This window comes from Pseudomonadales bacterium (assembly GCA_013215025.1).
Taxonomy (GTDB): domain Bacteria; phylum Pseudomonadota; class Gammaproteobacteria; order Pseudomonadales; family DT-91; genus DT-91.
This window is the reverse complement of the sequence record JABSRR010000184.1, coordinates 1-5,353: the sequence shown is the minus strand read 5'-3', so window position 1 is coordinate 5,353 and position 5,353 is coordinate 1. Positions and strand designations below refer to the sequence as shown.

Below are 5,353 nucleotides of genomic sequence, written 5' to 3'. Positions count from 1 at the left end.
GTTTTCCTCCATCAATTTTTCTTGCAGCTAAAAGTTCCTCTGTTCTAATAATTCCTAAAGCTTCTTTAAAATCTGAACCTAATAGATTTTGTCCTCCGTCACCTCTTGTTAACGATAAATAGTAGGTTTGTGCATGAAGATTGTTTGCACTGTAAGCAATCATACGGGTATTTTCATCATCAGGATGTGCCGCAACATATAAAACTGTTCCTAAAAAATTTAAGGCTTTTATGTCATTTAATATTTCTAAACTATTCTGTTTTAGAGGTTCTTGCGCAAAACAGATTGTAGAAATGAAGCAACAGCTTAGAATCCAATTCCTTAGTCTCATATATTTATTTTGCTCAAATATATGGGTATATCCTACTAATTGCTTAAAGTTTTAACGATTTGTAAGGTTAAAAAGTTAAGTCAATTCAAGGCGCGATGCTACAGTAAAGTTATTTTTATCACCCCTCCCCACATTTATGATTAAGGGGAGGAGTGAGGTTTTACCTTTTAAGTGTAAAATGTGCTTTAAACTCGCTTTTGGCTCCCGTTGTAGGTTCTGTAAACTCAACTCTAAACCAATAGTCTTGGCTCGGCATCGCCTTTCCGTTATAAGTACCGTCCCATCCTTCACCTCTAGGGCTAATTTGCTTTAAGAGTTTGCCATACCTGTCAAAGATGTATACAGTAGCCTGTTCATCACCACTGAGTGTGCTGATGTTCCAGGTGTCGTTAAACCCATCTTGGTTTGGTGTAAAGAATGGCGGATAATCGATAAACATAAACTCAATGCTTACTTCACCACATCCTCCTTGGTCTCTTCCAGTAATGGTATGCATACCTGGCGTTAGGTTTGTAAACAAGAGTGTTGTTTGCCCTGGTTGGAGTTGTATCCATGGCCCGTCATCGATTCTAAACTCGAAGTCACCATTTCCAGTAATGGTATTGACTTCAGCAGCATGGGTTGAGCTAAATGCAGTCGTAACGACATCGACATTAAAGTTGATGGCTTGATTAGGGATAACATTAGCACTAGAGTTGGCTTGGCATCCAGTTAGCAGATGAGTGACCACCACGGTATATAGCCCTGGTAATGTAGGCGTAATGCTTGGTGTTGTATCTGGCAATGGGACGCCGTCTAAGGCCCATTCAAAGCTAAATTCAGCCTCAGAGAGTCCTGTGTCGATCACTGGAGGCGAGATTTCGTTAAAGATGGCATTTCCTGAGGCATCGACACAGAGGATGACGCCATCGAAGCCAGAGATGTCCCCAAATATAGGATTAACGATGATATCAAAGACGAGAGTTCTGCTAGACTCACATCCTGTGAGTGTATTGATTACTTCAGCAATGATGGTTGTAGGGGTTTGTATAGTAGTGTAGTTCACCGGATCGGTGATGAATACCCCGTTGTCATAATTGGTTTGCCCTTCGTAGTATAGGACTTGCGTATTGTTAGGGGCACCAGGATTAATGAGGTCATCGTATAGGGTGAGGTCTATAGTAGCAATGCCCTGTTGAAAATCATCAGCACATACGACAAGCTCATCAGGATTATCAGCAGCGATATTCGGGCGCGGTTCGATGATGATTTGCACCTGAGCGATGTTGTTGGTATTAAAGCATTGCGAGTCAATATTGGTAACCCGTATAAATAGGATTTCACCATTGGAGGCGATGTATCCCGGAGATATGGCATTTATTCCATCCTCCGCGTCCTGCTCAGAGGTGTGGTAAGTCACTACAAAATCCTCAATATTTTGCACGGGTGTGGTGTTCGGGTCAAGCAGCGGTATGATAATGTTGCTCGCACCATCGGTAAGGTCCCATAAGTTGTTTGTAATGTCTTGGGTAGAGAAGAGCGTAGCGTTTTCGGGAGAGGTTTCATCATCTGCACATAAGGTATAGGCAAAAGGATCTCCTTCAGGGTTAAGCTCAGGATTCGGCAACACGACCAGCTCGAATGGGACTATGACAAAGCAGAAATTTCCTGCAACATCATTATCCACCCTGACGTAAATGATTTGAACATTCGTAGGAAGTCCGTTTTGATCGGTTTCGTTTAAGGCCGGGTCGTTGACATAGGCTGTAGGATCAGCGATGAGATCGGCAGGGTCTTCATTAATAGCACCGTCTTCATTGAGGTAATAGCTAAGCAGTACGTTTTCAGAACCTGCGATAAAGTTCCCGCTGAATGTAAGGTCAAAGGGGTCTATGGCTACTCCGTCATTATCGTCATCACACCCAGTGAGTCTAAGCACATCAGGATCTGTGGTGCTTGGGCTAGGCAAGGGCAAGACGTTTATGGTAAGCAGCACGGTTGTGGTACAACTGTTCTGCGTATCGGTATCTTGCACAGCGATAAATATCGTCTGTGGTTGAGCTGTATTGGTATAGGCTGTATGGTCTGTAATAGCAACCCCATTGTCTAGATCGTCTTGGCTTTCAAAATAAGTAAAGACTAAGTTGGCAGGGACGACGGTCTGTCCTACAATCTCCGGTTCTTTCACCGTTAGGTCAAATACTGTTTGCGGGAACGGATCTTGGTTGTAGTCGTCGTCACAAATCTCAAGAGCTGTTGGTGTAAATACCACAGGTAAAGCTTCTACCGTAAGGGTAAAGGTGTTGTTAGGGTCTCCAATACTGTCAAATAGATCCACACATCCTGTAACCAGATCTTCAATACGCACATAAATGGTTTGCGGATTGGTGATGTTGGTATAGTTAGTGGGCACTGCAATGGCATTGGTACCTGCTTCAGCATCAGCCTGAGTTTCATGATAGGTCACTTGAGTGTCGTTCTGAGTTCCTATAGCTTCAGGGGTATTGATTGTCAGGTCAAAACTGGCAAATCCGTTAGGAGTATCGTCATCACAACGGGAGAGGTCAATGAGGTTTTCAATTTCTGGGCTAGGGACTACGATAAGGTCGAGCGGACGCGTATCAAAACACTCCGTTCCGTCATTCCCATTTGGGCCAGTGTTTGTTGCCCGTACATAAATGGTTTGAGTGTCGTTGTTGCTTGTGCCAAATGGCAGGGAGGTATCGATAGGGTTTACACCCAATTCAGCATCAGCCGCAGTGAGGTGAAAGGTGATGCTAACCTCAGGCTCGTTGTTTAAGATGTCCTCGATGATGTCTTGGAGGTCGAATTCAGCAAAACCATCGTTATCAGGGTCGCAGATTTCTATAGGGTCTAGCACTGGTGCTAAGCTAGGCACGGGGTTAACGGCTAAGGTAATTGTGGTGCGAATGCTACATCCGTTAGTGCTTGCAGTGACTAAGATTTCTAGGGTCTGCGGATTAGTGGTATTGACATAGGCATCGATAGGGTTGATGGGGTTATTGTTTAAAAGATCATCTTCCGTTTCAAAGAACTGCACGTTAAGTTCGTTATTGCCCAGAGTAATTTCATCGATGGCGTCGTTAAGGTCGAATGTGGCAATTTCGTCACTAAGGTCGCCCCCCGTATCATCGTCACAGACCTCTAGAGGTTCAGGATTAGTAATTGTTGGCAGAGCTTCGACAATAATCTGGAACTCTTGGATATCAAAACACAGGCTGTTGTTAGAGGTGTCGACGACTTTAATCCAGATGCTTTGCGGAGACGATGTGTTCTGAAAAGCAGTAGGAATAGGGACAAGGTCAGTATCGGTCTGTGCGCCTAGAAGAGAAGTGTGGTAGGTAATGATAAGGTTGGCAGGATCTAGAGTGCCAAGGGCTTCAGCTTCAACTTCTGTAAGGTCAAAGGCCAGCACGCCATCAAAGTCATCATCGCAGCCTACTAGGGGATCTTGTATAGGTGTTAAGAGAGGACTAGGGACGACTTGAATAAAGAAACTTCCGAACTGCTCACACCCATTGTTAGTGTCTAGGGCTCTAAAGAATAGTTCTTGCTGATCTTGCACGACATTGCTGTATGGCGAGGCCAGGACACCAACATTATTAATGGCATCGGCTAGAGTCAGGTGGTAAGAGATGACAATATCGGTATTCCCAATGGTGATGATGTCGTCTAAAGTGGTTAGATCGAAATTGTTAAAGAACCCGTCGTTGTCATCGTCGCAAGCTACCAAAGGATCGATGTTTAGATTAATCGGATCAGAGTTGGAAACAATGATTTGGAACGAGGTAACAGCATAGCAATTAGGATTGAGTTGATTTTCGATACGGATAAAAATATCTTGAGGGCTGGTTAGATTCACATAGGACGACGGGTTCGGAATAGGATTTACATTAGCATCAGCGTCTGCTAGAGAGAGGTGGAAACTAATGTTATGTGTAGCCAGTGTTTGGTTAGATCCTAAGGCTTCGGCAGAGATAGAAGTTAAGTCGAAGGCAGCCGTTCCATTACCAGAACCATCATCACAGCTCTCGATGTCAGATGGCGCAATAGCTTCGACATCAAAGCTACCTACGACAAAGCTCTCTGTGATAAAGCATGAGTTGTCGCCCGCATTTTCCAAACGGATATAGATGGTTTCAGGATTTGAAGAGGCCAAGTATAGCGTCGGGTTTGCAATGGGGTTGCTGCCAGTATTGGCATCTGTTGGATCGTTATGATAAGTGAGTATTGTTCCAGCGGCATCAGGCACACCTAATGAAGTGAGGTCGTTCAGAGTTAAGTCAAAGGGCTGTGTTCCAGTAAAGTCTCCACATTGGGATAAGTCTACAGCAGGGATGGTCACTTCAGGCTGTTCAACCACAATCAGGTTAAAACTGGTGATGGCAAAGCAAGAAGGGGCGGTCGCATTTTCCACACGTACCCAAATTTCTTCAGGCGTAGCCATGTTGGTATAGTTAGCCGGATCAGGGATGGCATTTGTATTAGCCGTTGCATTGGCATTGGAATTGTGGTAAGAGGTATTGTGTGTGGTGACATCTTGGTTGGGCCCAAGAACAACAGCATCTTGCTGTGTCAAGTCCCATAGGGTCTGTCCTGTACCACCAGTTTGCGCACAAAGGCTTAAATCGGGTGGCTGAATGGCTTCGACATCAAAGATGTTTAGCAGAAAAGAGGTCGTTCCAAAACAAGTGCTATCGCCAGTATTTTCTAAACGGATATAGATGGTTTGTGTTGCCGCAGTAGGAATGTAATTAGCAGGATCGGTAATGGCATTGGCGTTAGTGTCTGCATCAGCTAGAGAAGTGTGGTAAGAAAGCACTGTTCCAGCGGCATCAGGCACGCCCAAGGAAACAGCATTATTGACAGTCAGGTCAAAAGCTTGTGTTCCAGTAAAGTCTCCACATTGAGATAAGTTTACAGCAGGGATGGTTACTTCAGGTTCTTCAACCACAATCAGGTTAAAACTGGTGATGGCAAAGCAAGAAGGGGCGGTCGCATTTTCCACACGTACCCAAATTT

The 5,353-nt window shown here is 44.5% G+C and carries 2 protein-coding genes; both read right to left on the bottom strand.

What is annotated here, in order from left to right:
• Window positions 1-331, bottom strand: a 331-nt coding sequence (locus tag HRU21_11300; GenBank protein ID NRA42874.1) for a PIG-L family deacetylase, incomplete at its 3' end; no start/stop codon positions are given.
• Window positions 332-491: 160 nt separating this feature from the next.
• A complete protein-coding gene (locus HRU21_11295; GenBank protein ID NRA42873.1) occupies window positions 492-5,339 on the bottom strand; it encodes a T9SS type B sorting domain-containing protein in 4,848 nt (1,615 codons plus the stop codon).
• Window positions 5,340-5,353 lie beyond the last annotated feature (14 nt).